Source organism: Nannocystis punicea, from assembly GCF_026965555.1.
GTDB lineage: Bacteria > Myxococcota_A > Polyangia > Nannocystales > Nannocystaceae > Nannocystis > Nannocystis punicea.
Map to the genome: position 1 here is coordinate 13,084,793 of NZ_CP114040.1, position 26,669 is coordinate 13,111,461.

A 26,669-nucleotide genomic window follows, 5' to 3' on the forward strand; every position below is an offset into this window, starting at 1 on the left:
GGCCGCCGGTGTAGCCTGGCGCGCGTGACCATGTCCGTCGATGACGTGCGGGCCGCGGCCGAGCGCCTCGCCGGGAGAGTCGTGAGGACGCCGGTGCTGCGCTCGCCGGCCCTCGACGCGCTGGCCGGGGCGGAGCTGTGGCTCAAGGCGGAGTGCCTGCAGCGGATCGGGGCGTTCAAGGCGCGCGGGGCGCTGCACGCGGTCGGGCGCATGAGCCCCGAGACCCGCAGCCGCGGCGTGATCACCTTCAGCTCCGGCAACCACGCGCAGGCGGTCGCCCTGGCCGCGCGCGAGTTCGGGGTGCCGGCGACGATCGCCATGCCGGTCGACGCGCCCGCGGTCAAGGTCGCAGGCGTGCGCGCGCTCGGGGCCGAGATCGTGTTCGCCGGCACGACGTCCGAGGAGCGGCGCGCGGCCGCGCTCGCGGTCCGTGAGCGCACCGGCGGGGCCATCGTCGACCCGTTCGACGACGCCGACATCATCGCCGGCCAGGGCACCGCGACGCTCGAGCTGGTCGAGGAGGTCCTGGCCCGTGGGTCCAAGCTCGACGCGCTGGTCGTCCCGGTCGGCGGCGGCGGCCTCATCGCCGGCGCGTGCCTGGTGGCCGAGGCCGCCGACATCGCCGTCTACAGCGCCGAGCCCGGCACCTGCAACGCGCTCGCCCGGAGCCTCCGCGCCGGCGAGCGCGTGGCCGTGCAGCCGGGCTCGACCCTGGCCGACGGCCTCAAGCCGGTCCGCGTCGGCGAGCAGAACTTCGCCGTCGCCAGCCGGGTGGTCCGCGGCAGCTTCGAGGTCGACGACGACGCCCTCGGCCGCGCGCTGGTCGCCCTGCTGCTGCACGCGAAGGTGCTGGTCGAGCCGTCCGGCGCGGCCGGGCTGGCGGCGGCCCTGTCCGGGGCCCTGCGCGGCCGCCGGGTCGGGGTCCTGCTGTCGGGCGGCAACGTCGAGCCGTCCCTGGTCGCCGAGCTGCTCGGCCGCCACGCGGGGCAGGCGTGAACTTCGGGACAGGTCATGAAGGACATGACTCGAAGGACAATGTTTAATCGGACATGTCTCTTGGGGCATGTCCTGACGTGCGCGCTGGCGTGCGGGCGGCCCGGCGAGCAGGCGCGGCCGCGCCCGGACGCGCCCGAGCAGCCGGCGCCGACCGAGGTGAAGGAGGCGCCGCCACCCGAGCCGACGCCCGCCGAGCTGGCCGCCGAGGAGGCGCGCCGGGCCGAGGCCGCCGCCCACAGGGTGGTGTTCGCCGACCGGATCACCTTCGGGTACGTGCTGCTGCTACCCGGGCCGCCCGGCCCGGCCCCGACGCGCGAGGAGCTGCAGGCGATCGTGCGGCGGATGTTCGCCGAGAGCGTCGACGACCCGGAGGTCGCGCAGCTGCTCGACCTCGTGGCCACGCCGCCGCGCGCGGACATGAGCGCGCTGCGGGGCCCGAACGAGGCTGTCCCGAAGGCCAGCCACGAGGAGCCGCTCGACCCCGAGGCGGCGGCCCGGGTGTGGGCGACCACCGACCTGCTCGGGCTCGAGATCGAGGCGCTGCCGGCCGCGGCGGTCGAGCCGAAGCTGCTCGCCGACCCCGAGCTGACGCGGGCGCTCGAGCCCGAGGAGCGCGCCAGCCTGCCCGAGCGCACTCAGCTGGTGCTGCTGCGCGCGCTCTATCGCAACCAGAACGGGGTGCGTGGGCTTCGGCTTCTGCAGGCGCTGGTCCGGGCCGTGGCGGCCGACACCGGCGCGCTCGTGCACGACCCCGACACGCTCGAGACGGTCGGGCCGGCGGCGTTCGCCGCGCGGCGGCTGCAGGCCAGCCTCGGCAACATCGCCGACCAGGTCGCAGTGGTCCCGTTCATCGATCCCCGACAGCCCGATGCGGTCCGCCTCACGACCCGCGGCATGCGTCGCTTCGGCAGCGTCGACCTCGAGCTCGACGGGCTGGAGCGCGACCTGCCGGCGCTGCAGCAGGCGACCTACTTCCTGCACGGGCTCGGGCTGGTGATGGTGCGGCTGGGAGAATTCGACCGCTCGGGCTTCGCGGTCGAGGCCCCTGATGTGATCGGGCTGCACTATCGTGACTGCGTCGACGCCTACGCCGGCCAGGTGGCGCTGCCGCGGTGCAGCGCGTGTCCGGAAGAGGTGGAGATCCACCTCGTGGAGCGCCCGGCCGAACCGCATGACCCACCCGGACACGTGGTCGCGCGGATCGTCGCGCCGCAGGCCATCAGCGGCCGCCCCGACTACGATCACATCGCATGGATCCGCGCCGCCATAGGCCGCGTGCTCGGGCGCCCCGCGAGCTGACGCCGGTCTGCGCTCGCCGGGGCCGGTCCTCTCGCCGCTGCGGGTTGGCGCGTCGTAGCGAGGCCCGATATACTGAACTCGGGCCGAGTTCGGCCTCTTGAGTTCACGCTTCGCCGAATCCCGCTCCCAGGGGTTCGGTCGGGCCCTCGGGCCCCGGGCCTCGGCCCCCCACTGAATTACTCCTTGTCTGAGGTCGCCATGCCCTCTCTTCGCGGGTCCCCCCCTGCGTGTTCGCCAACCCCTGCTGCTGTTCGCCTCGCGGACGCAGTTCACCGCGAGCATGGGTCGCGGCGGCCCGGGCGGCCCAGCCTCGGCGCCGCGCTGGGCCTGTGGGCGCTGGTCGCCGGCTGTTCGTCGGCCGCCGACCTCGCCGCTTCGCAGGGCGGCGGGACCGACACCGACACTCTCGGCGGCCTGGCCTCGGGCGGGTCGTTGACCGCGTCGGAGAGCGACTCTGACGGCGGCGAACCCACCACGGGGGCGTCGGGCCCGGGCGGGACCACCGAGGCCGGCGAGACCGAACCGGCCACGACCTCGGAGACCGGCGAACAGCCGGCGCCGCCGTCGGACGAGCCGGCGCCGCTCGACGAGAAGGACCCGCAGAACGTCCCCGAGGAGGCCCTGTGTGGGCCCGATCCGACGACGTGGCGGCTGGCGGCGCGCGAGCCCGACGCGATGTCGTCGCCGGCCCACGCGCGCGAGGCGATGCTCGGGCAGTGGCCGTCGCTGACGAGCGTGGTCATCCGCCCGTGGGAGTTCCTCAACTACTACACGTTCGCCTACCCGCTGGCGCCGCCGGAGCAGCTGCTCGCCGGGGCCCAGCTGCGCGCGAGCAAGGATGACCTCGGGGACATCTTCGAATTGCAGGTGGCGATCCGCGGCCCCGAGCTCAAGAAGGCCGACCGCCCGCCGGTGCACCTGACGCTCGCGCTCGACAACTCGGGCTCGATGGAGGGCAAGGCGCTCGAGCTGCTGAAGACCGCGAGCCACGTGCTGGCGGCGGAGCTGCGCGCGGGCGACACGGCGGCGGTGGTCAGCTGGAACATGGCCGACGCGCCGCTGCTGCCGGTGACGATGGTGACCGGGCCGAACGACTCCAAGCTGCTGGCGGCGATCGACGAGTTCGACGTCGGCGGCTCCGCCGAGCTGACGCAGGCGCTCAGCGCCGGCTACGCCCAGGCCGACAAGGCGTATGTCCCGAAGGACATCAACCGCCTGGTCCTCATCAGCGACGGCGGCGCGACCGCGACCCAGGACGACCTCGAGGAGATGGCCAAGCGCGCCGGCGACGTCCCGAACAAGACCGGGGTCCACGCGATCGGCGTCGGCGTCGGCGACCCGGGCCTGTTCCGCAGCGGCCTCATCGACGCCATCGGCGTGGCCGGCGCGGGGCCGTCGATCTACGTCGGCAGCGCCGCGGCGGCCGAGACCCAGCTCGGCAAGCGCTTCCTCAGCCTGGTCGGCCTGACCGCCTCGTCGGTCGACGTCCGCATTACCCTGCCTCCGGGCCTCGAGCTCGTGTCCGAGTCGCAGGCCGACAACGAGACGATCGCCCAGGACCACGTGACCGCGGCGCCGACCGACAACTCGGTCGTCCACCGCCGCCTGCGCCCGTGCGCCGACGACCTCGACATGAGCGGGGCGCTCCAGGTCGAGCTCCACTGGGTCGACGCGGTCACCGGCGAGCCGAAGAAGACCACCGCGGAGTGGAAGCTGACCGAGCTGCTGTCCGGCGAGACGACCTGGCTGCAGAAGGGCGAGGCTGTGCTGGCGTACGCGGCGGCGCTGCGGGCGATCCAGTACTACGCCGGCGACACGGTGGCGATCGAGACGGCGTGGGAGCGGCTCGAGGCGGCGAAGAAGGCGCTGCCCGACGACCCCGAGCTGGTGGAGATGGGCCAGGTGCTCGCGGCGCTGCAGGAGCCGTAGTAGGATCGCGCGGCCATGGACGCCGCGCCGCCGCTCGTGTGGATCGACCTCGAGATGTCGGGCCTCGAACCCGACCGCTGCCAGATCCTCGAGATCGCGGCGATCATCACCGACGGGGACCTCAACATCGTCGCCGAGGGCCCCGACCTCGTGATCCACCAGCCCGACGAGGTGCTCGAGGCGATGGACGAGTGGTGCACCCGCCAGCACGGCAACAGCGGCCTGACCGCGGCGGTCAAGGCGTCGACCGTGGAGCTCGCCGAGGCCGAGGCGCAGGTGCTGGGGCTGATCCGCGCCTACTGCCCGCCCGGCAAGTCGCCGCTGTGCGGCAACTCGATCGGCCACGACCGCCGCTTCCTGGTCCGCTACATGCCCGCGCTCGCCGGCTACCTCAGCTACCGCAACATCGACGTGTCGTCGATCAAGGAGCTGGTCCGCCGCTGGTACCCCACCGTCAGCGCGCCCGCCAAGCGCGAGACCCACCGCGCGCTCGACGACATCCGCGAGTCGATCGCCGAGCTCCGGTTCTACCGCGAGCACGTGTTCCGCTGAGCCGCATGCGCACGGCGGGCTTCAAGCTCCATTACTTCCTGCTGTACGCGGTGGTCGGGGCGTACCTGCCCTATGTGCCAGTATTCTTGGGACATGACCTGAAGTTACCGGACAGCCAGATCGGCTGGATCACCGGCGCCTACGGGCTCGCGGTCCTGCTCGCGCCGCCGGTGATGGCGGCCCTGGCCGACCGCAAGGTCCCCGGCCGCACTCTGGTGGCGATCGGCTACTCGCTGTCGTGCGCGGTGCTGCTGGCGTTCGCGTGGGCCGACGGGTTCGCGGCGTCGCTCGTGCTGTCGGCCGCGTTCGGCCTGGCCTACACGCCGATGACGCCGCTGCTCGACGCGCTCGCGTTCACCGAGATGGCCCGCACCCGGGCCGCCGGCGCGACGCCGCCCGACTACGGGGCGCTGCGGGTGTGGGGCAGCCTCGGCTTCATGGCGCCGGCGTTCGTGCTGTTCGCGTTGATGTACTCGGGCGCCGCCGGCGGCCGCGCGGCGATGCTGACGGGCGCGGCCGCGGCGGCGCTGGCGGCCGTGTGCGCGCCGCTGCTGCCGCGCGTGCTGCCGGAGCCGCGCAGTTCGGCGGCGGTGCCCACGACCGCGGCGTGGGCCGAGCTGCGGCGCCCGCCGACGTTCGCGCTGGTCGGGCCGCTGGTGTTGTTGTTCGCGTCGATCAGCGTGTTCTACGCGTTCTACCCGCGGCTGGTGGTCGAGGTGGGGATCGATCCGGCGTGGGTGGGCCTGGTGTCGAACCTCGGGGTGCTGTTCGAGCTGCCGTGGATCTTCCTCGCGCCGGCGATCCTGCGCCGCACGAGCGTGCGCTCGTTGATGCTGTTCGGCGCGGCGTGCATGGCCGGACGCATGGCGCTGCTGTTCGCCGCGGCGTCGCCGACGACGGTGCTGGCGACCCAGATCTTGCACGGACCGGTGGTGATGAGCCTGTACCTGCTGCCGCCGATGGTGCTCGATCACAAGGCGGCGCCCGACTTCCGCAACTCGGTGCAGGGGCTGTACGCGGCGCTGTGCTACGGCGCGGCGCGGTTCGTCGGCTCGGGCGCGGCCGGCCACGCGGCGGAATTCGGGCTCCAGTGGGCCTTCGCGCTCGCGGCCGCGTTCGCGCTCGCGGCCGCGCTGTGGTTGTGGCTGGCCTGGCGCGATCCCGCGGTCGAGACGGCGTTGCGCGGCTCGCGGTAAGCTCGCGCCCATGGTGCGTCCTGAAGACGCGGACGAGAAGGACCCCGAAGGGGGCGGCTCGGCCGCGTCATGCTGCACCGTTCCAGCGGGTGAGAGTCCCGTCCGGGTAGGCGCCGGAGCGCCCGGTAGCAGGCCCCAGGTACGGCGAGAGATCGTCGTGGCCCGAGCGGGGCGTCAAGTGCCTCTACGGAGGGAGCAAGAACGCGGGCCGCAACATGAAGTGAAGCCTGCAGCCTCGACAGAGAAACAATGGGGGAGCCGAGCCGCTCATGCCACGGCGAAGGCCACGTCCACCGCGCAGACATCCGGAGTAGAAAGCGCGGCGGGTCCTCCCGGGGTAGGGGGCGCAGCACGCGTTCAAGGAGCGATGCGGAACAGGAGAGGCCCGTCTGCACGGCCCATGTCGGGGCGAAGCGACTCGTATAAGCCGAAGGCGAAGTCGAGCGCTGTGCAGCGGGAGTCCGAGGGGGTCGTAGTACCGATGATGGTGGCGCAGAACAACGCCGCCGGAGGGAAGGGCCCCTGGGGTGGTCGTGTCGGAGAAGAAGGTAAGCGCGAGGGCATGGCCTGCAGGACAGGTCCCAACAACCCCATGCGGCGTAGGCCGCGTGACAAAGTGCGAGAACTTCGACGCCGACTGTGGGCCGCAGCCAAGCGGCATCCGGGAAGACGTTTCCATGCGCTGTACGACCGCATCTCCAGGCGTGACGTCCTGAGGGAAGCATGGAGGCGGGTGAAGAAGAACAGGGGGGCAGCGGGGGTCGATGCCCAGACGCTGTCCGAGGTGGAAGAGCTCGGCGTCGATCGCTTTCTCGAAGAGATCGGTGCAGAGCTCGAGGCGGGGACGTACCGACCGAGCGCGGTCATGCGGCGGTACATCCCGAAGGCGGACGGGAAGAAGCGGCCGCTGGGGATCCCGACAGTCCGGGACCGAGTGGTGCAGATGGCGGCGAAGCTGGTGCTGGAACCGATCTTCGAGGCGGATTTTCTTCCGTGCTCGTACGGCTTTCGGCCCAAGCGCAGCGCGACGCAGGCGCTCGAGCGACTGCGGGTGCTGGGAGCACGAGGTGGAAACCACGTGCTCGATGCCGACATCCGCGACTACTTCGGCAGCATCGATCACGAGCGGCTGATGAAGCTCGTCGAGATGCGGATCTCGGACAGACGGGTCCTCAAGCTGGTACGGCAGTGGCTCGAAGCCGGTGTGATGGAAGATGGCGAGGTGACGGCGATGCTCTCGGGGACACCCCAGGGCGGCGTGATCTCACCGCTGCTGTCCAACATCTACCTCGCAGTCCTCGACAAGCTGTGGCAGCGACGACACGCCCACCTGGGCGAGCTCGTGCGCTACTGCGATGACTTCGTGATCCTCTGCAGGACCGCGAAGGCGTGCGAGGCGGCCGAGGCCAGGGTCCGCGAGATCCTGCGACGGCTCAAGTTGGATCTGCATCCCGAGAAGACGAGGCGGGTCGAGCTGAGCCGGGGACGGCAAGGCTTCGACTTCCTCGGCTGCCACCTGCGCAAGCGCATGTCCGGGCCGATCTGGGAGAAGGAAGGCCGAAGGGTGTACTTCCTCCAGCGCTGGCCCTCACAGCGCAGCATGACGCGGGTGCGGCAGCGCGTGAAGGAGCTGACCGGCAGCAGCCGCAACGGGGTCAAGGATGTGCGGGTGATCGTCCGCGACATCAACCCGGTGCTGCGCGGCTGGGGCAACTACTTCCGCACCGGGAACGCCGCGGCGAAGTTCAACCAGATCGACACGTACGTATGGCGCCGGCTCACGCACTTCATGGTGCGGCGCAAAGGCCGACACCTGCGAGCCAACGACGTCGAAGGTTGGACAAGCGACTTCTTCCACAACCACGGGCTCCACCGACTGCGTGGGACCGTGCAGTACCCGGAGGCCGCGTAATGCGACGGCCCGAGAGACCACCCGTAAGCCGTGTGCGGGAAATCCGCACGCACGGTTTGAAAGGGGGTCTTGCCCAACTTCTCCGCTACATGCGGAAAGGAAAGTAGGATCTACCAATGCGACGACTCGCGCTCGTGGTGGCCCTCGCGGCCGCGTGCAAGCCCGCCCCCGCCACGACGACGACGCCCGAAAAGTCCGCCGCCGCGGCTCCGCGCGCGGTCGACGAGGAGCTCGCCGCGGTCGCCGATCGCCTCGACCCCGGGCCGCAGCCGCCGCTCCACGAGGTGCTTCCGACCTGGCTCAAGGGCAAGGTCGAGGCGGTGCTGACCGGCGACCCGAAGTCGAAGAAGGTGATGGCCGAGGCGCGCGAGGCGATCACGGCGTGGGACAAGGTCAACAGCCAGGACCCGGCGGCGATGTTGCAGACCACGCTGGTGTTCGCGCGCGGGCTGATCCTCGCCGAGCGGGCGGTGACGGCCGGCAGCGACGACCCGGAGCTGCTGGCGGCGCTGACGAAGGCGTACCGCGTGGTCCACAGCCTGCGGATGCTCCAGCGCAGCGCGCTGTTCGGGCAGATGTTGCACCTGGGGGTCGAGCTGGCGCGCAAGGAGGCGCAGGTCGAGGCGCGGCAGATCGAGGAGGTGGTGGCGGCGCTCGGCCAGGCGGTCCAGCGGGCGCCGGCGTTGCACATGCACGCGACCGCGCGGATGCTGCGCGAGCACCCGAACCACCCGGAGGTGCCGGAGGTGCTGGTGCGCGCGAGCCAGGCGAAGGTCGAGGCGCAGCAGTACGCGGAGGGGGTGGCGCTGCGCCGGCTGGCGATCGAGCGCAAGGGCGAGCGCGCGACAGGCAGCGACTTCGCGGCGCTGATGGGGGTGTGCCACTCGGCGCTCGACCCGGCCTGCGCCGAGGCGGCGCGGAAGGAGGCCGAGGCGCGCGGGCCCGGCGAGCCGGGCGACGACAAGGCGGCGGCGTTCAAGAAGCGCCTGGCCGACCTCGACGCGACGCTGGCGAAGGTGCGGCGGGCGCTGGAGCTCGAGCAGGCGACCGAGCTCGCAGCGCAGCTCGAGCGCGGGCACCTGCTGGCGAACCTGGACCGCCTGAGCGACGCGCAGAAGATCTTCGCGGCGCTGGCCGCGGCCCACCCGAACGACGCGCGGCCGCAGACGGGGCTGGGCGTGGTGGCGATGCAGCGCGACTTCGACTTCGTCGGCGTGACGCGTCACGTCCGCGCGGCCCGCAAGATGGCCAACCACGATCGGCTCTACTACGAGGTGGCGCTGGGCACGGTGCCGCCGATGATGCTCGCCGAGGCGATGGCCGAGCTGGCGCAGACGTCCGACGTGAAGCTGACCGACCTCGACGCGCGCTTCGACGAGGTGCTCGAGCTGGCCCGCGGCTACCGTGCCCACGACCCGGCCCGCGCGGCGTTGCTCGAGCTGCTGTTCACTCTGGCGCGCGAGGCGGTGCCGAAGATCCTGGCCAAACAGCGCGAGGCGGCGCTGGCGGTGGTGCGCAAGCTGCCCGACAAGGCGATGGCGCTGACGCGCAAGTTCCCCGAGTCGCGCGACGCCTGGCGGCTGGTGTTCTCCAGCTCGCGGCTGGCCGCCGACCCCCGCAAGGCGCGGCTCCTGGCCGACGCGCCGCTGCCGGCGTCGCTGCAACAGGACCCCGACCTGCGGGTGCAACAGGTCCGCGCGCAGCTCGACGCCGCGCTGATGTGGGAGGACGGCGAGCTGCTGCTGACGGCGGTCAAGTCGGCGATGAGCCTGCCGGCCGAGGTCGACGCCGACACCGCGGCGATCATCCGCGCGACGGTCGACGCGATCGCCGGCCGCGAGGGCGAGAAGGCGTCGCTGCAGCGGGCGATCGACGCGTTCGCGGCGCTGGCCGAGCGCAAGACCGGCAAGGACCAGGCGCTCGCGCTCAACAACGCGGCGATGGCGGTGGCTTTCTCCGGCGACATCCCGGCGGCGATGTCGATCCTCGAGCGCGCGGCCCAGGCCGACAAGGAGGACGTGACCGCCTTCTACAACATGAGCGCCCTGGCGTACCGCATGCAAGCCCGCGAGGGCCTGGCCGAGGTGTTCGCCAAGGTGGCAGGCGCCTCGACGATCGCCGGCATCCGCCTGAACTCGCGCGCGTTCCTGGTGACCCTGGCCGACGCCGGGCAGGGCGACGTGGCCGTGACCCGCGAAGAATTCGCGGCCAGCCTGGCCAGCGAGGAGGACGGGGAGTTCCGCGGCCGCGTCCCGCTCGGCCGCTGGGGCGTCGTCGAACAGGGCGAGTTCAAGGTGTCCCTCGGCTACTCCACCGCCCTGGGCCTCATCATCCTCGACGAGGTGGTGCCCCGCTGGTGGCTGGTGGTGCCGGCCCCGGCGATGGACTCGCTGCTGGCCGCGCGCGCGAAGGGGACGAAGAAGGGCGAGAAGCCGGCGAAGGGCGAGAAGCCGGCGAAGCCGTGAGGACCGATCCGGGAGGGTCGACCGAACGCCGATAGACCATGAGGACATGTTTTAAAGAACATGTCCCATGGACCGAGTCATTCGGCGAGGGAGTCGGTCACGCGTCGAGGCGCAGGCCCGGAAGCGGGCCGTCGCCGTCCTCACCAAAGCTGGTGTCGGGCAGGCCGAGGGCCTGGAGGATCGAGACGTAGAGGCGGGCCAGCGGCGTACCTGTCTCGTAGACCAGGTGGCGGCCGCCGCCCCACAGGTCGTCGCCGCCGGCCAGGAGGACGGGCATGTCGTGGTGAGTGTGGCTGTTGCCGTCGCCGACGTCGCTGCCGAGCAGGACGACGGTCGAGCGCAGGAGGTCGCCGTCGCCGTCGGGGGTGTCGGCGAGCCGCTGCAACAGCCGCGCGAACTGGGCCGCCTGCCAGGCGTCGACCTGGCGCAGGCCGGCGATCTTGCCGGCGTCACCTGCATGATGGGACAGGTCGTGATGGCCGCCCTCGACGCCGAGGAAGGAGTAGGCGCGGTTGCTGGCGGCGTTGCCGAGCATGAAGGTGATCGCGCGCGTGCGGTCGCAGGCGAGGGCAAGGACCATGAGCTCGGTCATCATGTCGACGTGGGCCGGGAAGTCGGCCGGTTCGCCGGGCGGGCTGGCGGCAGTGCACGCGCCGAGCCCCGCGGGCGCATCGACCTGGCGCTCGAGCGCTCGCAGGCCGTCGAGGTAGGCGTCGAGGCGCACGCGATCGCCGGCGCCCAGGTCGCTCTCGAGGTCGCGGACGTCGGCGAGCACGACGTCGAGGACCGAGCGCCGCGTGGCCCGCCGCTGGGCTCGCGCGGCAGCACCGGCGCTGGGATCGTCGCCGGCGAGGAGCACGTCGAAGGCGAGCCGCGGGGAGGTGAGCTTGGGCAGCGGGGTGGTCGGGGAGGACCAGGAGACCGATCGGTGATAGGCGCAGCCGAAGCCGATGTCGCAGGCGCCGAACGAGCCGCCGCCCTCGCAGCCGAGCTGCAGCGAGGCCAGCGGGGTGGCGCCGGCGCTCGCGGCGGCGTAGCGCTGATCGAGCGAGACGCCGACGTGCAGGTCGACCTCGGACCGCCGGGCCGTGCGGGCGGTGAGGAACGCCGCCGTGCCGGAGGCGTGCGAGCCCGGCAGCTCGGGCAGGCCGGGAGTGTTGGCGAGGCCGGAGAAGACGATCACGCGATCCTTCACGGGCGCGAGCGCGGCGAGGGACGGCGAGAGCTGCAGATCCGGATCGGGCGCGGGGAACCAGGCGTCGCCGCGCACGCCGTTGGGCACGAAGTAACACAGGAGCCGCCGCGGCCGCACCGGCCCGGCCGCGCGCGCGGACGGACGCAGGACGTCGAGGAAGGGCAGGCCGACCGCGACCGCGCCGCCGGCCAGCAAGGCCCGGCGCGAGAGGGCGTGACGCGTGGCGGACTTCATGCGGGCTCCTGCGCGAGGACAGGTGAATTACCTGCACTTGAGGACAGGTTGATGAGAGACAGTGCGAGGACCGGAAGCGTGGTGAGCTCCTGCGAGGCGAGGGCAGGCGAAGGACCTGAACTCGAGGACATGTCGATGGCGCCTTGGCGTGGAGACAGCGAGAGGGCGTGACGCGTGTCGGGCTCCTGCGAGGCGAGGGCAGGCGAAGGACCTGAACTCGAGGACAGGTTGATGAGGTCTCGGTGTGGAGGCCGCGAGAGGGCGCGACGCGGGGCGGGCTTCATGCGGGCTCCTGGGCGCGGCGAATGCGAAATGGGTCGCTCTGGACCACCGCGACGAGCAGCGCGACCAGGTCGCGGCCGGCGGCGACGAACTGCGAGTGGATGTCCTCGAGGACAGGCTGATCTTCGGTCACCAGGGGGCGGCCGAGCGCGTAGGTCAGCACCTTGGTGGCGACGCACCGGGTGAAGCGGGGGTCGCCGGCGAGGATCGGGGCCAGCTCGCGGACGTCGGCGAAGCGCTCGCCGGTGGGCAGCTGGCCGGCGGCGTCGATGAGCTCGCCGTGCTCGCTGCCGCGCCAGGCGCCGATGGCGTCGAAGTGTTCGAAGGCGAGGCCGATCGGGTCGAGGATCGCGTGGCAGCCGGCGCAGGCCGGATCGGCGCGGTGCTGCTCGAGGCGCTCGCGGGCGGTGCTGGCCTCGCTCTCGGCCTGCGCGGCGGCCTCGGGCGGGGGCGGAGGCAGGGGTGAACACAACAGCTGCTCGAGCACGAAGCGGCCGCGGCGGGTCGGCGAGCTGGCGAACGGATAGGCGAGCACGGTCATCAAGCCGGGCTCGGTGAGCAGGCCGCGGCGTTTGTGCGGCTCGAGGTCGATGCGCGTGAACTCGTCGACGCCCAGCTCGTCGGGCAAGTAGTAGAGCGCGGCGAGCTCGGCGTCGACGTGGGCGTGGCTGTCGAGCAGGAGGTCGCGGAGGTCGCGGCCGGGGACCAGGAACTCGCGGAAACGCCGGCGCATGGCCTCGCGCATCGAGTCGCGCACTGCGTCGTCGTAGCGCGGGTAGCGGTGGGCGTCGCGGAAGATGTCGTCGAGGCCGCGGAAGTACAGCCACTGGCCGGCGAAGCCGTCGACGAAGCCGGCGGCGCGCGGGTCGGCGAGCATGCGCGCCACTTGCTCGGCGAGGGTGGCCTCGTGTTGCAATCGGCCGACGGCGGCGAGGGCGAGCAGCTCGTCGTCGGGCGCGCTGCTCCACAGGAAGTAGGACAGGCGCGCGGCGAGGGCGTAGTCGTCGAGCCAGTGCGACTCGCCCGGCGCCCCGAGGTCGCGCTCCCAGCGGAAGGTGAAGTGCGGCGAGAGCAGGGCGGCCTCGAGGACGAGGCGCAGGCCGGCGTCGAGCTCGGCGGGGTCGACGAGCGCGAGGTAGCGGTCGAGCTCGGCGCTCGACGGCGGGCGACGCCAGGCGCGGGTGAGCAGGGACTCGACGATCGTGCGCAGACACGGCGCGGGATCGGCGGGGTCGGGCGTGCACACCAGCAGGGCCGCGCGGGCCGACCCGGAGCGCAGCGCCGCGTCCGCGAGCGATTCTGCCGAGTGTTGGAAGATCTGGACCAGCAGGGAGGAGGGCGGCCCGCCGGTCGCGACAGTGTCGAAGCCGAGCGCGGGCGCGTCGACCGGGAACTCGCGGGTGAGCGTCGCCTCGACCCCCAGGACGTCGCGCACCGTGCTCGCGTACTCGAACGCGGTGAGCCGACGGACCATGGCCTCGGGGACAGGTGGCGCGACGGGCTCGGGCGCGCACGCGCTCAGCGCGAGCGCGCCGAGCAGCGCGCGGGGGAGGCCGGTCGCGGGTCGCATGGCGCCTCTTGCCTCTCCCCAGGCGATCAGGCGTGACGACGGCGGCGCCACGGGGCGAACAGGGCGAACAGGGCCAGGCCGAGCAGGTCCGAGGCGCCCGGATTGGCCGAGCAGCCGCAGCCTTCCTTGTCGCCGCTGTTGTTGCTGCCGTCGCTCTCGCCTCCGGTGGGATCGGTGTCGCCCGCGGTGGCGTCGGTGTCGGTGGCCGGCTCGGGCCCGCTGGTCGGGGAGCTCGTGGCCTCGGTGGGGGAGCCGGTCTCGGTGTCGGAGCCGGTCTCGGTGTCGGAGCCCTCGGTGGCGCTGCCGCTCTCCTTGACCTCGATCATGATCTCGTGGCGGTCGAAGAACACGACGCCGTCGTCACCGACGGCCGCCAACTTGTGCATGCCGGGCGCGACGGTCGCCTCGATCGTGCACGGCGGCTCTGCGGGACAGGTGGCGATCTCGACGTCGTCGACTTGCAGCGAGACGTCGAGCGGGCCGGCCCAGCCCTCGTGCTCGATGGTGACGGCGATGACGGCGTCGGGCGTGCCGTCGAACACTGCGCCGTCTTCCGGCGAGACGATGACGACCGAGGGCGGATCGAAGTCGGTGTCGCTGGTGGTGACGAGCTCGGCGGCGGAGGCCGGCGCGGCGAGCAGGAGGAGCGCGGACGAACCAAGAATAAACGAACGCATGCACGAGGGGGGTAGCCCGCCGACCAGGGGCGGTCAAGTGTGACAGCGGTGCCGCGGTCACGCGCGCCGGCGCGGCACCGCTGTCACATGCCTCAAGAGGCAGGTCGCGCGCGCGGCCGGCCACGGCCTCGTGGACCTGTCAGGGGTGGGGCAACGCGAGCGGGCGAGGCGAGCGTGGGCGCGGGTGATATGTCCCCGGGGACATGTTTACGCGGGTCTTCGCCCGCGGACGCGCGCGTGGTCGAGCGCGAGTGCAGCGCATCGCTGCGCTCTCGTCGGTGGTCGCCCGATTCGCGTATGAGCGCTCGAGTCGCCGCAGGTGCGGAGCGGCCCGACTTCAGGCGAGACGGTGGCGGCAGAATCGAAGAGAACATGGCCAAAGGGCCATGTCGAGCAGAGCCGGGATCGCCGGTGCCGGTGAACGGACGCGACCTCGCTTGCCGTGAGGGCGTCGTCCTCGGTGGCCGAGTGAACGGACGTGACCTCGCTTGTGTCCGGGCCGTCGTCTCGGTCGCCGATCGAACAGACGCGATCGTCCTCGGTCGCCGGGTGAACGGACGCGGTCTCCCTTGTTCTGGTTGGCCGGTCGAACGGACGCAATTTCGGCCGCCGTCACGGCTGTCGTCCTCGGTGGTCGGTCGAACGGACGAGACCTCGCTTGCCGTCCTGGCCGCCGTCCCCAGGATCTCGAGGCGACCGAGGTCGAGCGAGCCGCCGCCGCCGCGGCGAGGCGGCGGCGAGTCGTGCTGACCTTCGGGACAGGTCAGTTCGGGTCGGGCTTGATGGTGTCGGGGCCGCTGGCGGGCAGCTCGGGCAGCTTGATGTAGTCCTGGTCGATCTTGCCGGTGAGGCTGTCGAGGAAGGCGATCAGGTAGGTCTTCTCCTCGTCGGACAGCTTGCCCTTGGCGAGCTGGTACTCGGCCATGACGTCGAGGGCGTCGCCGAGCTCCTTGGCCGAGCCGTCGTGCAGGTAGGGCGCGGTCTTGGCGACGTTGCGCAGGCCGGGGACCTTGAACACGTTCTTGTCCTCGGGCTTGTTGGTGATCTTGAAGCGGCCGACGTCCTTCGTCTCGTAGGGCTTCACCGCGCCGAGCTTCTGGTACATCGTGCCGCCGAGCGTCGGGCCGGTGTGGCAGCTGACGCAGTTGAGCTCGATGAACAGCTCGAGGCCGCGGAGGGCGTCGGAGTTGAGCGCGGTCATGTTGCCGTTCAAGAAGTCGTCGAACGGCGCGGGGGTGACGAGGCCGCGCTCGAAGGCGCCGATCGCCAGCGAGATGTTGCGCGGGTTGCAGGGGTCGGCGTCGCCGGGGAACGCGGCCTTGAACAGGTCGGCGTAGCCGGGGACGGACTTGACCGAGGTGACGCACGCGGCCTCGTCGGCCAGCGCCATCTCGACCGGGTTGGTCACCGGCTTGAGCGCCTGGTCCTCGACGTCGGTCGCGCGGCCGTCCCAGAACTGGGAGATGTGGAAGGCGGCGTTGTAGACGGTCGGCGTGTTGCGCTCGCCGCGTTGCTTCTTGTGGCCGGGCGAGGTGGCCTCGTGGTCGATGCCGTAGTCGTCGAGCTTGTGGCAGCTGTTGCACGACAGGTCGTGGTTCTTCGACAGGCGCGTGTCGTAGTAGAGGATCCGGCCCAGGGCGACCTTTTCGAGGGTGATCGGGTTGGCGGCGGACTCGGCCGAGGCCGGCAGCGGCGCGAAGTACTTCTTCGCCGTCTCGAGCAGCTGCGCGGCCGAGGGCACCGGTCGGCTCGCCTTTTTCTTCGGCGCCTCGGACTTGCTCTCGGTCTTGCTCTGGGCGGAAGGTGTCGGGGCGGACTTGCTGGCGCCTCCCTCGCAGCCGGCTGCCGCGAGAGCGGCCCCGAGCAGGAGCAACGGGCCAGAGCAGGGAACTGGTAGGGGACGCTTGCGACGAACCATGACTGTTGCGACCATAGCGCACCGTGACCACCTTTTCGCGCATTCTGCAAACTGCGACCCTGGCGCTTTTCGGGGTCTCCCTGACAACCATGGCGGCGTGCGGCGGGGGCGGTGACGGCGCCGAGAACCGCCTGCCGCTGACCAATCGCGTGTGGCTGACGCACGTGCCCAAGACGGTCGACGACTCCGTCGGCGCGCTGGTGGTGTTCGAGGCCAAGGGCCGCCGCCAATTCGGGGCGCTGTACAAGGGCTCGCTGCTGCGCGGGAGCTTCGAGCTGTTCGAGTGGCAGCCCGACGAACAAGACGGGCGCGCCCGTATGCGCCTGTTGCAGGACGACAAGTCCGTGAAGATCCGCACCGAGTCGTGCGAGCCGGACGCGGGCCTCGACGCCTGCATCATGCTGCACGGCGATCCGCTCGGAGTGGTGCGCTACCAGTCGAAGCGGATCTGGGGCCTGCGCGGGCGCCCGGCCATCTCCAGCCCGCTCGAGCTCGACATCGCCGGCGACGTGCGCGCGCTGCTGGCCGCCGACCCCGAGCTGGCGGCGCTCCTGTCCGAAGAGACATGAGTACTCAAGGGCATGTTCTGTAGGACAGGTCCACAACGACAGGTCGGTCGGGCGTGAGCGGCGTCGCGGCGCTGCTCGACCGGCTGGTCGCGCAGTTCGAGGGGCCCTACGACTTCCTGCGCGAGCTGGTGCAGAACGCCCTCGACGCCGGCAGCGACCGCGCCGAGGTGGCGCTCGACGTCCACCCGGGCGAGTCGGGCGACCCGGACGAGGTGGTGTTCGAGCTGCGGGTGGCCGACGCGGGCTCGGGGATGGACGAGGCGGTCGTCGACGGCGGGCTGACGCGGCTGTTCGCGTCGACCAAGGCCGACGACCGGACGATGGCCGGCGGGTTCGGCATCGGCTTCGTCAGCGTGTTCGCCTGGCAGCCCGACGCGGTGGTGGTGCAGACCGGCCGCGCCGGCGAGGCGTGGGAGCTGACGTTCTACGCCGACCGCCGGTTCGACAAGCGGCCGCTCGCGGAGCCGTTCGAGGGCACGACCGTGACGCTGCTCCGCCGCGGCCGCGGGTCCGAGCGGGCCCAGATCGCCGAGGCGGTGCGCGACAGCCTGTGGCGCTGGTGCCGGTTCTGCCGGCTCGAGCTGTCGTTCGAGGACGTGGCCGGCGGCGAGGGCCCGGAGCTGATCCAGGACGCACCGGCGCCGCCGGGGGCGCTGGCGGTGGTCGAGGCCCAGGCCGACGGGGCGATCCACGTGGCGTTCGCGGTCCCGCCCGCGGCGGTGATGCTGCGGCGCGGGCTGGTGCTGTCTCAAGGGACAGCCGCCGATCTGCTGGCCGACCTGCAGCCGCCGCCGGGGCCGACGCTCGAGCACCTGCAGGTGTGGGCCGACTCGCCCAACCTGCGCACGACGATGGCGCGCGACAAGGTGGTCGACGACCCGGGCCGCGCGGCGGTGCTGGGGAGGATCGCGCAGGCGATCGCGGGGCTGCGCGAGCGCCTGGTCGAAAGGACAGCCGAGGCGGCGGCGGAGCCAGGGCCGTGGACGCGCGCCCGCCACGACCACTACGCGTACCTGCACGCGCACCTGGCCCGCGAGCGCGGCCACCTGGGCGCGGAGCTGGCGGGCCGCGCCGTGCTGCGCGACCTGGCCGGCGAGCGCGCGCTGTCGCTGGCGCAGCTGCAAGCGCTGGCGCGGCCGCTGCTGTGGGCGCCGCTCGCGGCCGGCGAGGGGGCGACGAAGGAGTTGCTGGCGGCAGCGGCGGCGGCGAACGTGCCGGTGCTGGCGGCGGACAGCGGGGACCTCGAGTGGCTGGGGAGCCTGGTCGAAGGGACAGGTCTGACGATCGCCGAGCTCGGGCGCGGCTGCGCGCTGGTCCGCGAGGCCGCGGACGAGGCCGAGAGGCTGCGAGCGACGGTCGAGGCGGGACTGCAGGCCGCGGGGGCGCCGGTGCGGCTGAGAGTCGGAGATGGTGACGCGGGTGAGCCGCCGCGCGGCGGGGTGGGCGTCGAGCTCGGCCGCGGGGCGGACGGGGTGCTGGTCTTGTGGACAGGTCAGCCGGTGGCCGCGGCGTGCTGGCGCGCGGCGCCGCTGTGGCTCGACGCCGGCGAGCCGCTGCTGCGCGCGGCGGTGAAGAGCCACGCGGCCGAGCCGCGCGCGGCCTGTCGCGGGCTGGCGCTGGCCATCCGCGCGCAGCTGGTCGATGCGCCGGCGCCGGAGCGGGTGGCGGAGGCGATCGACGCGGCGCTCGCGGGCGCGAAGTGAGCGATCCGCCGCGGCCGGCCATGATCGTGCGATCCGTGCGGTCGTGACACCGCGCGAGTGGAGGTGTCCTTTGGGACATCCTCGGGCATGTTCATCGCCGGGCGCGCCGGGCCGGTGAATAGAGGCACGGCCGTGACCGGCCGCTGGCGAAATGGCGCGTCGACAAGCCGCGATGAACCAGCTAATGCGAAGATCGACCGGACGCCGACCGCGGCGCGGCGACGGCCTGGTCGGAATGGAGTGGGTCATGGGGAAAAAAGATCATTGTTGTGTGCATGCGTCGGATCTGCGCGACTTCACGATCGACGCCGGGTTCGGCGGGCCGTTCACGGTCTACACGGTGCCGGCGGGCAAGATCTTCGTCGTGTGCTCTTGGACCAACTACACGGCGCAGACCGAGGCCTGGCTGCGTCGCAGCGGGACGCGGGTGACGTACACGCACGTGGCGCAGCTGAACTCGTACGACCACAAGACGTATCCGTGCGGGATCGCCTTCCGGGCCGGCGACACCGTGGAGATCGAGGCGGCGGGCGGCATTCGCTCCACGGGTACGAAGTCGACGATTGAAGGCCGGACGTCGGTGGCCCGGCGCGAGGAGGCGCGCGAACATGGCTCCGGGGACATATGATTGCCCGGCAGCGGCCTTCGCTGACAGGGGGTCGGCGATCTGGCGCGTTGCGTAAGGTCGCGTCCGTGCGGGCGTGCTGCGTCGCGCGGGCGTGCGACAGTCGGACATGTCGAACCGGGAGACGGACTTGAACACGACGACTCGTGCGGCCATCGTCGGCGCTTTCTTGGTGGTCGCGGTGGATTGTGGGCCGGAGTCGGCGGCGACGACCGAGGCGACCACCGAAGTCACCACCGAGAGCACCGGCGCGGCGACCGGCCCGGACGGCACGAGCGAGGCGCCGACGACGTCGGGGACGCCGACGACGGGGGACACGGCGACGGGGGATACGACGACGGACGCAGCGAGCGCGGGGACGACGGACGCGAGCACCACGACCGGCGGAGAATGTTTGTCGTTCGACGACGACGACCCGACGGATGGGGATATCGTGACGCAATTCACTTGCGGCCACGCCGAGGTGCTGTGCCCTTCGGACGCGCCGCTGTTCTCGTACGAGGAGGGGCCCGACTGGGACGATACCGCCACGACCGACGACCTGGCGCGGGTGCATTGCGTACTCGAAGCGCTGCGCGACCGCACGCCGGGGCAGGTGAACTACACGCTGGCATGGCCGGTGCTCGGGTCCGATACCGGGTCGCTCGAGATCGTCGGCGACTTCTTGATCGCGCGGCGGGAGGTCGCCAATGACTTCAATTATCTGTACCGCGAGGTCGTGCTGTGGCTCGAGCCGCCCGAGGTGTTCGCGGCGTGCCGGGCGAAGAACACGGCCAGCGCGGCGTGGCAGTGCCTGCGGCCGTACATCGACACGGACCCGCTGCAGCTGGAATGCGTGACGGCGCCGCTCGGCTGCGAGTGATCGGAGGCGGCGAGCGGAGGCGCCTCCGGTGCTCGTCGAGCGCCGACTCCGCGAACGCGGCGGCGCGAGGCGTTGCACCGACGCGAGTTCGCCGCGGATCGCGTGCGGGCGCGCGCCGCCTCGTACGAAGAGACCGCCCGACGCTGCGGCGGGAGGGCGCGGGGTTGCGGTAGACTCGCGGCCGTGCCGGCGCGGCGAACGGGACGAGCGCTCGCGGGGAGGCCCGTGATGAGCGAGGTGCACGCGAGCGTGGCCGCGGCGCGGTGGACGGGGATGAGCGAGGCGTACGCGAGCGTGGCCGCGGTGCGGCGGACGGGGACGAGCGCTCGCGGGGAGGCCGGCGGATGAGCGAGGTGCACGCGAGCGTGGCCGCGGCGCGGCGGACGGGGACGAGCGCTCGCGGGGAGGCCCGCGGATGAGCGAGGTGCACGCGAGCGTGGCCGCAGCGCGGCGGACGGGGACGAGCGCTCGCGGGGAGGCCCGCGGATGAGCGAGGTGCACGCGAGCGTGGCCGCGGCGCGGCGGACGGGGACGAGCGCTCGCGGGGAGGCCCGCGGATGAGCGAGGTGCACGCGAGCGTGGCCGCGGCGCGGCGGACGGGGACGAGCGCTCGCGGGGAGGCCCGCGGATGAGCGAGGTGCACGCGAGTGTGGCCGCGGCGCTGTCGCGGATCCGCCGGGCCGAGGGGGATGCGGGGGCGCTGCGCGCGTTCACGGTCGCCCGCACCGAGGCGGTGCTGCGCCTGCGCGAGCTGCCGCGGCCGGGGGCGTGGCACTTCACCCTGCCGCTGGTGCGCGCCGCCAACGCGGTCGCCCGCGGGGCCCGGGGCTTCGCCCGCGAGCGCGAGGACGGCGAGCTGCGGACGTTGACGTTGACGTTCTCGACGGCCGGCTTCGACTACGCGGCGGTCGACCTGCGCGGGCTGGTGCTGGCGGCGGCGGAGGGCGATTCGGACATGTCCGATGGGGCATGTTCGGAAGGACCGGTGGCGAGCTGGCGCCGGCTGGTCGGGGCGGGCGTCAACGAGGCGCTGGCCGGCGCGCCGGTGGCGGTCGAGGTGCGGACGGCGGCGGGGGCGGTGCGATATGTCCGTAAGGACAGCCACGCGGCCGGCCAGGACCCGTACGGCGAGCAGCGGTCGGCGGGGCGCTGCCTGCCGCAGTCGTTCGAGGTCGAGCTGCAGTGGCCGCGGCCGGGCTTCGGGCGCCGGCTGACGAGCTGGCTGGCGCGCCAGGCGGGGGCCGAGGCGGCGCTGACGGAGCTGTGGCTGGCGGCGCTGCCGGGGGCGGAGCCGAGCCAGACTGCGGGCAAGGGGATCGAGCTGGGGCGACCGCTGCCGGGGCTTGAGGTGTCTCTCGGGACAGCCGAGGCTCCGGTCGGGACGTGGGGGTGGGCGCCGGAGCAGGGCGGGCCGTGGCTGGTGCGCGAGGGGGTGCGGATGGTGTCGCTGGCGCAGGCGCTGACCCGCCTGGGGCTGACGCCCGCCGAGTTCGCGGGGTGGATCGATTGCCCGCGGGTGCGGTTGACCGCCGACGAGGCCTCGGTGGCGCTCGACGCCGGCTGCGAATTGCTGGCGGCGTGGCTGCTCGACGCGCGCGCGCACAGCTTCCCGGACAAGAGTCAGGCGGGCTTCACGGTGCAGTGGCCGAGCGAGCTGCGCCACGTGCCGACGCTGAGCGGAAGGCCGGCGCCGATCGAGCAGGTGGCCCAGCGCTGCCGCCAGGGCCGCGACCTGGTCTACGCGTGGCCGCACCAGGCCGAGTCGGTTGCGCCGGCGATCCGCGCGCGAGTGTACGCGCTGTGGCCGTCGGAGCTGGCGCTGCTGCAGAAGGCGATCCCCGAGGCGCGACCGGTGCCGGCGCGGGCGCTCGGCGAGAGCCCGCAGTTCGAGCGAGCTGACCTTTCGAACCTGTTCAAAAGCGCATTGCCCTTGGTGCAGGTGACGATGGGCGCGGAGGCGAGCGCGACCACGGCCGCGGGCGGGCGGGTGCAGGTGACGCTGGAGGCGTTCGTGCACCGGTTCCCGTCGGCGGAGGAGGGGGCGATCGCGCTGCTGTTCCACGAGCGGCGGCTGGCCCACGTGCGCGAGGCGGGGCGCACGATCGCCGGGGTGACCCTGGTGGCCAGGCTCGACGGCGAGACGGCCGAGGCGCTGACGATCGACGGGCTGCGGGCCGAGAAGGGGCTGCTGACGGCGATCGCCGAGAGCTGCCGGGCGGCGGCGCTGCGGGTCATGGACCGCCTGCTGGCGCCGGCGCTGGCCCACGAGAGCCCGTGGGAGCTGCCGCTGGTGCGGGCGCAGGCGGGCGCGCTGACGGGGGCGGCGCTGGCGGTGCGCTACCGGCCGCGGCGCGAGGCGAGCGGCGCGGAGGCGGCGGAGCTGGCGTGGGACGAGTCGCCGCTGCTGGCGCTGACGGTCGGACACGACATGGCCGGCCACGCGGTGACGCTGCAGCAGGCGCTGGTCCGCTGCCGCGAGGTCGGCGGGATCGTGGTCGAGGATCCGAAGCAGCGCTGGACGACCTTCCGCTCGCCCGACCCGCGCCACGAGCCGTGGGCGCTGAGCCGCGAGGGCCGGGCGCTGTGCGAGCGGGTGATGGGCGAGGCTGTCCTCTGGGACATGCCGACGACGCCGGAGGGCCACCTGCTGCCGGGAGCGGCGGCGGCTCAGCGGCGCCTGGTCCTCGGGCCAGGTGCGATCGCGCAGGCGCTGGGCTCGGCGCGGCCGCCGTGGGAGCGCGCCGAGCTGCGGGCCCACCTGCTGGTGGCGGAGGCGCTCGGGCTGGCGGTCGCCGAGGTGGTCGACGCGCCGCTGTTCGTGCGCTACGACCCGCGCACGCTCGAGCCGGTGCGCATGGTGTCGCGCTCCGACGCGCGCTCCGAGGGGCTGGGGCTGCTGCCGCCCGGGTCGGGCACGCGCGCGCTGGCCGGGCCGGCGCTGCTGGTGACCCCCGGCGAGGCGCGGCTGCTGCACGCGGCCGGTCACCCGCTGGCGGCCGGGTCGACTGCGACCGCGACGACCAGCGCGCGGTCGAGCCGGGCGCCGGTGCGGCGGGCCGGGGGCGCTCCGCAGTCGCTGGCGGTGCTGCCGGTGGCCGACGCGCTGTGCCTGGGGGCGCTGCGCGTGGAGCCGCGGCCGGCCAAGATCGCGGTGTGGGGCGGGGGGCTGCACATCAACGACCTCGACCTGCCGCCGCCGCTCGACTGGATCGGCGGGCGCCTGGCGCTGACCCGCGAGGGCGCCCGGGCCGGCAGCGAGCGCCTGGCGGCGCAGGTGAAGGGGCTGGCCCGCGAGGTCGTGCGCACGGCCCTGCGCGAGCGGCTGCTGCACGCGCCGGGATCGCCGCAGCGGGCCGGGCTCGACGCGTTCCGCGAGCGCTGCGCGGCGCCCGGGTCACCTGTCGCGGAGGGCATGCGCGATCGGGCAGGTCTCGAGGGACATGCTCTCGCGGACATGTGCGCGCAGTCGCTGAAGCGGCACCCGCTGCGCCGGCTGGCCCCGGGGCCGCGCCGGTTCGAGGAGCTGCTGCGGCAGGCGCTGGTGCGGCCGGTGGCGATCGAGGGGGCGTTCCTGTCGTGGCAGGCGGCCCGGCTCGGCAACGTGGAGGGCCGAGCGTGGTCGATCGAGCTCGGACGCCGCAACGCGGAGGTCCAGGCGGCCCTGGCCGACGACGCGCCGCACGACGCGCTGTTCGCGGCCGCGGCCCTGGCGCTGGCGCAGCTGTTCGCGGAGGCGCGCGCCCGCGGGGTGCCGGCGTCCGGGCTTCCCGAGGAGCTGGTGGCCGGGTATCGTGTCCTCGCCTTGCTGTACGCACATGTCCCTTGAGTCATCCATGGAACACGCCTCCAACCGCGAGTGGCTCGCCGCCGAGCCGTTCACTCTGGCCCTGTCGGCCGGGTTCTTCGGCTTCTTCGCCCACACCGGGGTGCTGCAGGCGCTCGAGGAGGCCGGGCTGGCGCCGCGGCGGATCGTCGGGGTGAGCGCAGGGGCGCTGGCCGGCGGGCTGTGGGCGTCGGGGCTGTCGGCGACCGAGCTGGCCGACGAGCTGCTGCGCCTGCGCCGGGTCGACTTCTGGGACCCGGGGCTGCCGCTCGGCGGGCTGCTCAAGGGCGGCAAGTTCGCGGCCAAGCTGCGCTCGCTGCTCGACGACCGCGGGGTCCGCCGGGTGGAGGACTGCCGGCTGCCGTTCGCGGCGGTGGTCTACGACGTCGCGTCCCGCCGGGTCCGCTCGGTCGACCGCGGTGCGCTGGGGCCGGCGATCCAGGCGTCCTGCACCGTGCCGCTGATGTTCCGCCCGCTCCGCCACGAGGGCCGGCTGCTGCTCGACGGCGGCGTGGCCGACCGCCTGGGCCTGTGCGCGCTCCAGCCCGGCGAACGGGCGCTCCACCACGCGCTCCGCTCGCGCAGCCCGTGGCGCGGGCTGTCGGCGGAGGTCCCGAAGGGCCTGTCCGAAGGGCCAGGTCGCAAGGTGCTGATGGTCGACGACCTGCCGCGCGTGACGCCGTTCCGCCTCGACGCGGGGCCGGCCGCGCTGCGCCGCGGGCACGCGGCGATGACGGCGTGGCTGGCGGCGCGGAGCTGAGCGCGAGATCTACTCCTGTCCTGAGAGACAGGTCTCTTCATGGGGCTCGCGTGGCAGCGAGCCTCACAGCATTTACTGGGCGTCCGAGAAGCTCGCGCGCTCGTCGGGAGGAGGAAATAGCCGTTCATGCAGCGCACAGCGCAGGGAGTGCCTCCATGCTTCATCGTACGGCTCGCCTCCCGAGTCGATCCGGAACGCGCCGTACAGGCGCCTCCCGAGGCGCGACTCCCAGAACCAGACTTCGGCCAGCAACCTCGGTGGGTGAACGGACTTGGTTTTGACCAGGTAAGCCACCGCGGTGAGGGGATCCTCGCCGCCGAGCGCCCAACTGCCGAGCAGCAATGGCTCACCGAAGTACTCGAAGTCGGGATGCAGTTCCGGATCGAGATGGACGATGGGCCCCTGGTGAACAACGACAGTAGCTTCCGATACAGCGACTCTCATGGCCGCAACCCCGCATAGCAAACCGCAACGGGCGCGTCCACAGCGTGGGAGCGTGAATCGTACGAGCTGAATCCGATGCTTGTGTGCGGTGGCGGTGACGGGCGGTGCTGGCCGATGGTGTCAGTCGTCGGCTTCTTCTTCGCGGGCCTCGGCGGCGGCCAGAGCGGCGGCGGCCTCGCGCTGGCGGTGGATCTCCTCGAGCTCGGGGGCGAGGGCTTGCTCGTCGAGGCCGCGGCGGGCGGCGGCCCAGCGGGCGGCGTCGTGGACGCGCGGGTCGGGCTCGAGCAGGCCGGCGGCGAAGGCGTGGCGCTCGTCGGGGTCCGGCTCGCCGGTGCGGTTGCCGAGCGCGAGGAGGGCGTTGCGGCGCATGAGCCGGTGGGGGATCCGCCTCAGGGCGGTGTGGCGGACGAAGCCGCGGTACTGGGCGCCGCCGAGCGCGGCCATGGCGGTGACGGAGGGCGCGGGCCTCGGCGCAGGGGGGAGCCAGGCGACGCTGGGGATCCGCGCGTTGCGGCCGAGGCCTGCGTTGTAGGGGCAGACCTCCTGGCACACGTCGCAGCCGGCCAGGCGCTCGCCGAACTTTTCGGACATGTCCCTTGAAACATGTCCGCGGTGCTCGATGGTGAGGTAGCTGAGGCAGCGCCGCGGGTCGAGCTGGCCGGGGGCGTCGAAGGCCGCGGTCGGACAGGCGTCGAGGCAGCGGGTGCAGGCGCCGCAGGCGTCCCACGGCGGGTTCGCGGGCGCGGGCGCGGGATGGTCTTCGGGCCAGCCGGCGGTGCAGAGGAGCTCGCCGAGGAGGACGTAGCTGCCGAGGCCGGGGACGATCAGGCAGCCGTGCTTGCCGAGGAAGCCGAGGCCGGCCAGGGCGGCGGCGCTGCGCTCGAGGACGGGCTTGGTGTCGACGCAGATCAGGCTGCGCACGCCCGGCAGCTCGGCGTGCAGGGCGGCCTCGAGGGCGATCAGGCGCTGGTGGACGACCGTGTGGTAGTCGCGGCTGCGCGCGTAGCGGGCGATCGGGCCCGGCTCGCCGCCGTAGGGCACGGCCGCGACGAGCAAGGTGCGCGCGCCCGGGAGCATGCCGGCAGGATCCTTGCGCAGGTCGACGGTGCGCGGGATGAAGTCCATGTCGCCCGCCTTGCCGGCCGCGACGTAGGCGTCCAGCGCGGCCCGGGCCGGGGCGAAGCCGGGGTGGTCGAGGCGGACGACGCCGAGCCGCAAGAGGCCGTTGGCCTCGGCCACGGCCGCGAGGCGGGCGAGGATCGCGGGGGTCAGATTGCGAGGAACATCCTCGGCAGGAGAACCGGGCGCGGGCGGCTCACTCGGCGGGCTCGCGGGCAGGATGTCCTCGGGGACAGGCGCGGTGAGGCGGGACGATGGGCTGTCCTGGGGGGCGAGCGTGGCGAGGTGGGGCGATGGGTTGTCCTCATGGACAGGTGGAGCGCGACGAGGCGATGGGATGTCCCTGGGGACAGGTGTTGCGACGGAGGACGATGGGCTGTCCTCAGGGACAGGATTTGAGAGGTGCGGAGACTGGCTGTCCTCAGGGGCAGGTGTTGAGAGGTGCGGAGACTTGCTGTCCTCAGGGACAGGTGTTTCGACGGGCGGAGACTGACTGTCCTCAGGGACAGGTGTTGCGAGGTGCGGAGACTGGCAGTCCT

The 26,669-nt window shown here is 72.9% G+C and carries 19 protein-coding genes; 13 read left to right on the forward strand and 6 right to left on the reverse strand.

Annotation, left to right across the window (positions count from 1 at the left end):
- Positions 1 to 30: 30 nt before the first annotated feature.
- The 7 genes from O0S08_RS50480 (at position 31) to O0S08_RS50510 (ending at position 10,349) form a co-directional block, all read left to right on the forward strand.
- Positions 31 to 996 (forward strand): threonine ammonia-lyase, encoded by a 966-nt coding sequence (locus O0S08_RS50480; protein WP_269041928.1) that lies wholly within the window; start codon positions 31 to 33, stop codon positions 994 to 996.
- Between the two features lie 24 nt (positions 997 to 1,020).
- Positions 1,021 to 2,295 (forward strand): hypothetical protein, encoded by a 1,275-nt coding sequence (locus tag O0S08_RS50485; protein WP_269036747.1) that lies wholly within the window; start codon positions 1,021 to 1,023, stop codon positions 2,293 to 2,295.
- Between the two features lie 198 nt (positions 2,296 to 2,493).
- Complete coding sequence (locus O0S08_RS50490; protein WP_269036748.1) at positions 2,494 to 4,224, forward strand: vWA domain-containing protein; 1,731 nt, start codon at positions 2,494 to 2,496, stop codon at positions 4,222 to 4,224.
- A 15-nt stretch (positions 4,225 to 4,239) separates the two neighbouring features.
- Positions 4,240 to 4,776: an oligoribonuclease gene (gene orn, locus O0S08_RS50495; RefSeq protein WP_269036749.1), complete on the forward strand. Its 537-nt coding sequence runs from the start codon at positions 4,240 to 4,242 to the stop codon at positions 4,774 to 4,776.
- 5 nt (positions 4,777 to 4,781) lie between these two features.
- Positions 4,782 to 5,972 carry an MFS transporter gene (locus O0S08_RS50500; RefSeq protein WP_269036750.1) on the forward strand — a complete coding sequence of 397 codons (1,191 nt, stop codon included), beginning with the start codon at positions 4,782 to 4,784 and terminating at the stop codon, positions 5,970 to 5,972.
- Between the two features lie 592 nt (positions 5,973 to 6,564).
- A complete protein-coding gene (ltrA, locus tag O0S08_RS50505; protein WP_269041881.1) occupies positions 6,565 to 7,884 on the forward strand; it encodes a group II intron reverse transcriptase/maturase in 1,320 nt (439 codons plus the stop codon).
- A gap of 116 nt (positions 7,885 to 8,000) precedes the next feature.
- Positions 8,001 to 10,349: a hypothetical protein gene (locus tag O0S08_RS50510; RefSeq protein ID WP_269036751.1), complete on the forward strand. Its 2,349-nt coding sequence runs from the start codon at positions 8,001 to 8,003 to the stop codon at positions 10,347 to 10,349.
- 97 nt (positions 10,350 to 10,446) lie between these two features.
- Here O0S08_RS50510 and O0S08_RS50515 read toward each other — a convergent pair whose 3' ends face one another.
- The 4 genes from O0S08_RS50515 to O0S08_RS50530 all read right to left on the reverse strand — a co-directional run bounded on the left by O0S08_RS50515 (position 10,447) and on the right by O0S08_RS50530 (position 16,048).
- Positions 10,447 to 11,778: a DUF1552 domain-containing protein gene (locus O0S08_RS50515; RefSeq protein ID WP_269036752.1), complete on the reverse strand. Its 1,332-nt coding sequence runs from the start codon at positions 11,776 to 11,778 to the stop codon at positions 10,447 to 10,449.
- A gap of 280 nt (positions 11,779 to 12,058) precedes the next feature.
- On the reverse strand, positions 12,059 to 13,630 hold the full coding sequence (locus tag O0S08_RS50520; RefSeq protein WP_269036753.1) for a DUF1592 domain-containing protein: 1,572 nt from the start codon (positions 13,628 to 13,630) through the stop codon (positions 12,059 to 12,061).
- 26 nt (positions 13,631 to 13,656) lie between these two features.
- The gene (locus tag O0S08_RS50525) at positions 13,657 to 14,307 is read right to left on the reverse strand and encodes an MYXO-CTERM sorting domain-containing protein (RefSeq protein ID WP_269036754.1); all 651 of its coding nucleotides are present in this window, start codon (positions 14,305 to 14,307) and stop codon (positions 13,657 to 13,659) included.
- Positions 14,308 to 15,070: 763 nt separating this feature from the next.
- A complete protein-coding gene (locus O0S08_RS50530; protein ID WP_269036755.1) occupies positions 15,071 to 16,048 on the reverse strand; it encodes a cytochrome-c peroxidase in 978 nt (325 codons plus the stop codon).
- 266 nt (positions 16,049 to 16,314) lie between these two features.
- On the opposite strand from O0S08_RS50530, the gene O0S08_RS50535 reads away from it, so the two are divergent.
- The 6 genes from O0S08_RS50535 (at position 16,315) to O0S08_RS50560 (ending at position 24,567) form a co-directional block, all read left to right on the forward strand.
- Positions 16,315 to 16,794, forward strand: coding sequence for a hypothetical protein (locus tag O0S08_RS50535; protein ID WP_269036756.1), 480 nt, complete (start codon positions 16,315 to 16,317; stop codon positions 16,792 to 16,794).
- 53 nt (positions 16,795 to 16,847) lie between these two features.
- Positions 16,848 to 18,497, forward strand: coding sequence for an ATP-binding protein (locus O0S08_RS50540; protein ID WP_269036757.1), 1,650 nt, complete (start codon positions 16,848 to 16,850; stop codon positions 18,495 to 18,497).
- Between the two features lie 271 nt (positions 18,498 to 18,768).
- Entirely contained in the window at positions 18,769 to 19,125 is a 357-nt protein-coding gene (locus O0S08_RS50545) for a hypothetical protein (protein ID WP_269036758.1), read from the forward strand.
- A 127-nt stretch (positions 19,126 to 19,252) separates the two neighbouring features.
- Positions 19,253 to 19,984: a hypothetical protein gene (locus O0S08_RS50550; protein WP_269036759.1), complete on the forward strand. Its 732-nt coding sequence runs from the start codon at positions 19,253 to 19,255 to the stop codon at positions 19,982 to 19,984.
- Positions 19,985 to 20,612: 628 nt separating this feature from the next.
- Positions 20,613 to 23,810 (forward strand): hypothetical protein, encoded by a 3,198-nt coding sequence (locus O0S08_RS50555; RefSeq protein ID WP_269036760.1) that lies wholly within the window; start codon positions 20,613 to 20,615, stop codon positions 23,808 to 23,810.
- A 7-nt stretch (positions 23,811 to 23,817) separates the two neighbouring features.
- Positions 23,818 to 24,567: a patatin-like phospholipase family protein gene (locus tag O0S08_RS50560; protein ID WP_269036761.1), complete on the forward strand. Its 750-nt coding sequence runs from the start codon at positions 23,818 to 23,820 to the stop codon at positions 24,565 to 24,567.
- Between the two features lie 72 nt (positions 24,568 to 24,639).
- On the opposite strand, the gene O0S08_RS50565 is transcribed toward O0S08_RS50560, so the two are convergent.
- On the reverse strand, positions 24,640 to 25,011 hold the full coding sequence (locus O0S08_RS50565; protein ID WP_269036762.1) for a hypothetical protein: 372 nt from the start codon (positions 25,009 to 25,011) through the stop codon (positions 24,640 to 24,642).
- Between the two features lie 120 nt (positions 25,012 to 25,131).
- A complete protein-coding gene (gene queG, locus O0S08_RS50570) occupies positions 25,132 to 26,250 on the reverse strand; it encodes a tRNA epoxyqueuosine(34) reductase QueG (protein WP_269036763.1) in 1,119 nt (372 codons plus the stop codon).
- Positions 26,251 to 26,669 lie beyond the last annotated feature (419 nt).

Coding starts and splice junctions, on each gene's coding strand:
- O0S08_RS50480 (WP_269041928.1), top strand. CDS start 31: ATGTCCGTCGATGACGTGCGGGCCGCGGCCGAGCGCCTCGCCGGGAGA.
- O0S08_RS50485 (WP_269036747.1), top strand. CDS start 1,021: ATGACTCGAAGGACAATGTTTAATCGGACATGTCTCTTGGGGCATGTC.
- O0S08_RS50490 (WP_269036748.1), top strand. CDS start 2,494: ATGCCCTCTCTTCGCGGGTCCCCCCCTGCGTGTTCGCCAACCCCTGCT.
- orn (WP_269036749.1), top strand. CDS start 4,240: ATGGACGCCGCGCCGCCGCTCGTGTGGATCGACCTCGAGATGTCGGGC.
- O0S08_RS50500 (WP_269036750.1), top strand. CDS start 4,782: ATGCGCACGGCGGGCTTCAAGCTCCATTACTTCCTGCTGTACGCGGTG.
- ltrA (WP_269041881.1), top strand. CDS start 6,565: ATGCGGCGTAGGCCGCGTGACAAAGTGCGAGAACTTCGACGCCGACTG.
- O0S08_RS50510 (WP_269036751.1), top strand. CDS start 8,001: ATGCGACGACTCGCGCTCGTGGTGGCCCTCGCGGCCGCGTGCAAGCCC.
- O0S08_RS50515 (WP_269036752.1), bottom strand. CDS start 11,778: ATGAAGTCCGCCACGCGTCACGCCCTCTCGCGCCGGGCCTTGCTGGCC.
- O0S08_RS50520 (WP_269036753.1), bottom strand. CDS start 13,630: ATGCGACCCGCGACCGGCCTCCCCCGCGCGCTGCTCGGCGCGCTCGCG.
- O0S08_RS50525 (WP_269036754.1), bottom strand. CDS start 14,307: ATGCGTTCGTTTATTCTTGGTTCGTCCGCGCTCCTCCTGCTCGCCGCG.
- O0S08_RS50535 (WP_269036756.1), top strand. CDS start 16,315: ATGGCGGCGTGCGGCGGGGGCGGTGACGGCGCCGAGAACCGCCTGCCG.
- O0S08_RS50555 (WP_269036760.1), top strand. CDS start 20,613: ATGAGCGAGGTGCACGCGAGTGTGGCCGCGGCGCTGTCGCGGATCCGC.
- O0S08_RS50560 (WP_269036761.1), top strand. CDS start 23,818: ATGGAACACGCCTCCAACCGCGAGTGGCTCGCCGCCGAGCCGTTCACT.
- O0S08_RS50565 (WP_269036762.1), bottom strand. CDS start 25,011: ATGAGAGTCGCTGTATCGGAAGCTACTGTCGTTGTTCACCAGGGGCCC.